We start from the raw sequence: 5999 nt of genomic DNA on the forward strand, positions 1-5999 counted from the left end.
TTGTAGCTACTAGCTGAACTTTATTTCCATATGATATTACCTTGTCAGATAATACCATGTTACTGTTTTTCTTAGTTACTGTTAATGTTCCTGTTGCTGATGAATTTTTAAATACATGGGTTCCAGAATATATTGCTGTAATTGTGTATTTTTTTGGTGTTAAATTAATTGGATTATATGTACAATGTGCTTTTCCATTAGTTATTTTTGATGTTGCAATTGGTGAATTATTGATTTTAAAGGTTACATTACCTTCTGTTACATATTCATTTGTTTTATTGTTAACTACTGTTGCTGTTAATTGTACTTTTGTATTATATGTTGTTATTTTATTAGTTACTGACATTCTTGTTGGTATAGTACCTTTTAATGATTTATTTGTACTTGATAAGTCTTGTGCTGTTTTTATGGATTTTTGTGTGACCTCTTTTTGTGTGGTTGAGTGTGTAACTTCATTTGTTTTTGCATGAATTGTATATGTATTTTCACTAACTTCTGTATTTTCTGCTACAGTTTTAGTGGAAACTGTTTTAGACATATCTGCAGTACTGGTTGATACTGTTGGAGTATCAGTTATACTGTGTGTAGTATTTTCTGCAGATACTGCTGATATACCTAATAATATCATAGACATTAAGACTATGATAAATAGTTTTTTAATTTTAACAACTCCTAATTAAATTATTTAATAAAATTCTATTATAATAAATTAATTCTTCTAAAAACCTTACTTATTAAAAGTAGGTTTATGTTATATTACTTGGTGTTATTATTTAAAACTATAGCTTTTTTAATAAAAAAATATGAAAAAGTAATAATTATTCTCTTTTAAATTAGGAATTTAAATTAAGAAAATCTATTAACAATAGCTTTCATATACAATTTAAAGATTTGATAACCATAGACTGGTAAATGAAGATAATAATGTTTTTTATGCTTTTTAATAAACTGCAAGTTTGTTTTAATATGATTATATTCTGTATGAAATGTAGAATGCTTATGTCTTGACATTCCAACCTTATGCCATACGATAGAATTCATTACAGTCACTACCTTATAACCCTTATTTTTAACAGTGACTGCTAAATCAACATCTTCACAACCAAAAAAGAAGCTAGTATCAAGATAATTCTCTGGAATTAACGAACTTTTAATAAGTAATCCTGCACCTGAAACCCAGTCACATTCAACAACATTACCTGAAATATCATAGTTTTCCTCATCCATTATACTATGATGTCCAGGATATTCATCTAAATCCACAACACTTCCAATACACCATATTTTATCATGCACTCCTTCATAATCATAATAATAAAATTTTGGACCTATAATACCTATTTTATCATCATTTAATGCTACATCAACCATATTATCTAAAAAGTTAGCATCTACAATAGTATCATTATTTAATAATAATACATACTCTGGATTATCATGTTTTAAGGTATAATCAATGGCTATGTTGTTTCCCCTTGCAAAACCATAATTTTCATAATTTTCTATAAGTAATAATTTCTTTTTTTCTATTGTTGAAGTGTTATCTACTTGTTTATTCAAATTATCTTCCATTATATGTGTTAATTGAATGGGTTTATTATTTTGATATTTTGTAAATTCAGTTTCAATTCTAATATTTCCCTTTGCATATTCAGTTATTTTTTCTATAGATTCATTTGTTGAATGATTATCAACAACAATCACATTATAGTTAGGATAGTTTATTTGATATAATGATTCTAATGCTTCTAATGTATCATCATACCCATTCCAATTTAATAATATTATTGATACTAATGGTTTTGTCATTTTAATCATCTTGATTATCCAAAATTCTATATATATGATTTAATAATCTGTTACCTGCATGTTCTAATGTCCAATAGGATTGTATGGTTTTAATTCCATTGTATGAAAATTTATTCCATAGTTCCTTGTTATTTGATAGGGTAATTATTGCCTTTGCAAATGATTTTTCATCTCTTTGAGTTAAAAGTCCTGTTTTATTATGTTGTACTGTTTCTTTAACTCCTCCCTCTTTAACTCCAACAACAGGTGTTCCACAAGCCATTGCTTCTAATGGAACATATCCAAAAGGTTCTAAGTATGGTGCATATACAACTAATTTAGCTGTATTATATAGTTTAATTAATTCAACATCTGAAATCATTGAATGAATATCTAGTTTTACATTCTTCCTATTGGCTAATGTTTTAAGATAGTTTACCCATCCTTCATCACTACTGTTACCTACTAGAACTAGTTTAGGTCTTTGATTTTCTGGTATATGTGCTATTGCTTTAATTAGAAAATCATAACCCTTTGGTGGTATACATGTACCAACAGATAGTACGAAGTTTTCTCTTTCAAGATTATATGGTTTAAACATACTAGTATCCACACCAATATATGACACATATGCATTTTTACCATATTGTCTTAGAATATTTTCATGACTAAAATATGAGTTTGCAAGAAGATTTGTTGAGTACTGTGCAAATTCAAGATCCCTTTCATAATCCCTTGTTTCAACATAATTAACAAAATATTGTGCAAATGGCTTAATTAATCTATTATTAAATATGCTTGACTTTTTCTTTTGATTATTTACTATTTTTAGTATTTTATCAGTTCTAATTGGCTGTTGACAGTAGTATAGATTAGGTTTTGTTAAATATTTAAAGATTATGGGAGTCATTGTAAATTGATCCTGTTCACAGTAGATTATATCATAATCTGATGAATTTAAATCTACAGCTATTTTTTTTTCAGTATTGAAAACGTTGTTTAGAGATACTTTCTTAATAATAGCTGGCACATAACTGAATATTGAATAAATTTTCTCTCTGAAAAAACTAGGTTTTACATCGTATTTAATTACATTATTAGCTATTGGTTCTAATGGTAAATATTCCTCATTAGCTGTTTCTGGTATGAACACATCTACAATATGTCCATGCTTTGTTAAATAATCAATATATGTATATAATGATCTCTTAGCTCCTCCAGAAGGCAGGTTATGAAAAACTGCTATCTTTAATTGTTTAGTCATTTTATCCCCTTTTATTCCCTATCATTAATCTTCTAAAAAAATTACTAATTAATATTTATATTTGTTTTTTTATATATTATTTAAATTAACTAGATGTAGTTAAATAAAAAAATTATATAGATATTTTATAGAAAAAATAGGTCTTTTATAAAAAATGAAAATTTAAAAAAAAGTAAAATGAAAGGATCTTTAAATCTTACATCTTAGTTATGCTATATATATAAGTTTCAATGTTGTACCATCTAATCTTACATTAATAGTTGTGTATACTTTTCCAGGAATTATATACTGATAATATCCCTTATAATTTAGTTCTACTGTTTTTGTTTGTGGTGTTTTATTATTGAAGATTGTGATGTTTCTTGGAGGTATTACATGAGTTGTACTACGTAGTGTACCATTATCATTATAGAAGTATGTATCTGCATATACTGTGTAAATTGTAACATTTGATATTGGATTATATCTACAGTTATAAATATGCCCACTAAATACTATTGGACAGTCATCATTAACATTATAATTATTTTTCTTAATCATACTTATGTTATTATAACCCCACCAATTATATTCTCCTTTAACTTGCGTAGTTGAATACATGTTATTTCCATTGTTATTTCCTGCTTTATTATTATATAATGAAGAACCTACTATTTGACAGGTTTTATTTACAAATATTGCTCCTCCAGCAAATCCTGCAGTATTATCTAAAAATACAGAGTCTAAGATTCTAAGATCATCATTAGCAAATATTGCTCCTCCACGACCCCATTTTCCAGGAGCTTTATTCTTAATAAATTCTGAGTTTGCTACAACAAGGTAATTATCCATATGATTATATAATGCTCCACCATATTGTGCAAGATTTCCATTACAATATGTGCTTCTAACAGAGATGATATTTTCTTTTCCAAATATTGATATAGCACCACCATATGATTTACCACCACCAGCGAGAGTGTTATTTTTAAAGGAACATGCTTCAATATATGCTTGACTTCTAATTGATTCCATGTAGAATGCTCCACCTCTTGAACTTGCGTACTTTGCAACGTTGTTGTTAAATTGAGTATTTTTAAGAGTCCAAGTTAGATATGTTGATTCTGAACTTATAGCTCCACCATAACTTGCCAAGTTGTTGTTAAATCTTGAATTTGTTATGTTATATACTGACATGAATCCTCTTCCACAGATTGCTCCACCATATGTTATAATTTTATTATTTGTTGCTTTATTTGAAGTGAATATTGTGTTGTTTATTGAGATTATATCACTTGCACCTATGTTATAGAATGCTCCACCATATTTATCTGCTTTATTTGATGTGAATGTTGTGTTGTCAATTAATAAATCTGCAAAACATGATATTGCTCCACCTGTTTCTCTAGCATGATTATTATAAAAGAGGGTTGAGAATATTGATGCGTTAGTTCCACTGTTTATACTAATAGCACCACCATTTAGAGCATAGTTATATCTGAATGTGGATTTTTTAACTGTTAAAAATCCATTACCAATCATTATTGCTCCACCATATCCTAATTTTGATTCATATTCTGCTCTATTAGATGTGAATGATGATGAATTTATAATCAAGGTCCCATTATTTGCATTGTATATTGCTCCTGCACAACCTGCAGTATTTTGTCCAAATGAAGAGTTACTTACAACTAAACTAGTATTTCCTCCAGAATATATTGCACCACCTGTACCTAAGGTATCAGACATGGAGTGTTCTGTTTGAACTGTATTATTTACAAATAAACAGTTTATTATATCTACCACATTACTTCTATCAGAAAAACATAGTGCTCCTCCACGTACAGTTGCTATATTATTTTTAAATGTTGAATCTTTAATATAAACTCTGTTATTACTAGACAATACTCCTATTGCACCACCTTGACTTCCCTTATTATTCATACAAGATATGTTATTTACATACAATGTTGTTGATGGTGAATTAATCTTAATTACTGCACCATATGTGGTAGTATTACCATTTTTTACTGTTAATTTACTGATATTAAAAGTTATTTTTGTTTTATTTAATTCAAATAAACGTGCATTTTCTAGTTTTATAAGAGTATTTGGTTTGCTTTGTCCTGTAATATTAATATTTTTCGTAATTGATATTGTTTGATTAACTCTGTACTGTCCATTATATATGTATATTGAATTAACATCAGAATGAGTCATTGCATAGTCACATGCATAGTTTAATGTTCTAAATGGAGCTTTTTGTGAACCATTATTTTTATCTGAACCAGAATTACTTATATATATAGTTCTATTTGGTTTAATAGTGGCTTGTTTTGTAGTAGTTTTTGTTACAGTGTTATTTTTTACAGTAGTTTTAGGTGTTGTTTTTGTTATATTTGTTTTAGTAGAAGTTTCTTGTTTTATACTTTTTGTAATAGGTTTTGTTATAGTGTTATTTTTTAAAGACACTTCTTTATTCATATTTACTGAAGATTTTTTTAGAGATTTTGTCTCTAATACATGATTTGTGCCAGCACCCTCTGTTGTTATTTGTATGTTTGTATTATCTGTAGTGTTGGTCTCTGATGCACAGACAGTTGATACTAACATAAATAAACAGACAAGTAGTAATAAAATCATGCTTATCTTTTTAATTTTAATAAGGTTTTCCTCCAAATTCTTTATTAAATGTGAATATTATATTAATATGAATTCTTTTTTATTATATTAAACAGATTTTCTGTTATTATTATTATGTTATTCAAACTATATTTTAGATTAGATAAAGAAATAAGGACTAATTCAAGTTTTATTAATATATTTAAAAAAAGATTTGTAAAAAGAGAGTGTTATTATCTAGATTTAAATTACTTATTTTGTTTTAGTAATCCATCTTTTAATCCATTTATAATAACTTTAGAATATTTGGGATTTTTATAAATATTCATAAAGAATTCTTTAAGTG

4 protein-coding genes are annotated in these 5999 nt (G+C 26.9%); all 4 read right to left on the minus strand.

Annotated elements, in window-relative coordinates:
- The coding region (locus A9758_RS07335; protein WP_143740889.1) for an Ig-like domain-containing protein at positions 1–634 on the minus strand (634 nt) is incomplete at its 3' end.
- Positions 635–846: 212 nt separating this feature from the next.
- Entirely contained in the window at positions 847–1818 is a 972-nt protein-coding gene (locus A9758_RS07340; protein WP_233144179.1) for a glycosyltransferase family 2 protein, read from the minus strand.
- A complete protein-coding gene (locus tag A9758_RS07345; RefSeq protein WP_011405662.1) occupies positions 1811–3052 on the minus strand; it encodes a glycosyltransferase family 4 protein in 1242 nt (413 codons plus the stop codon). Before A9758_RS07345 ends, A9758_RS07340 begins: the two co-directional genes overlap by 8 nt.
- 207 nt (positions 3053–3259) lie before the next feature.
- Complete coding sequence (locus A9758_RS07350; protein ID WP_158005526.1) at positions 3260–5644, minus strand: hypothetical protein; 2385 nt, start codon at positions 5642–5644, stop codon at positions 3260–3262.
- Positions 5645–5999: the final 355 nt, after the last annotated feature.

This window comes from Methanosphaera sp. A6 (assembly GCF_001729395.1).
Taxonomy (GTDB): Archaea; Methanobacteriota; Methanobacteria; order Methanobacteriales; family Methanobacteriaceae; genus Methanosphaera; species Methanosphaera stadtmanae.

Coding starts and splice junctions, on each gene's coding strand:
- A9758_RS07340 (WP_233144179.1), bottom strand. CDS start 1,818: ATGATTAAAATGACAAAACCATTAGTATCAATAATATTATTAAATTGG.
- A9758_RS07345 (WP_011405662.1), bottom strand. CDS start 3,052: ATGACTAAACAATTAAAGATAGCAGTTTTTCATAACCTGCCTTCTGGA.
- A9758_RS07350 (WP_158005526.1), bottom strand. CDS start 5,644: ATGTTAGTATCAACTGTCTGTGCATCAGAGACCAACACTACAGATAAT.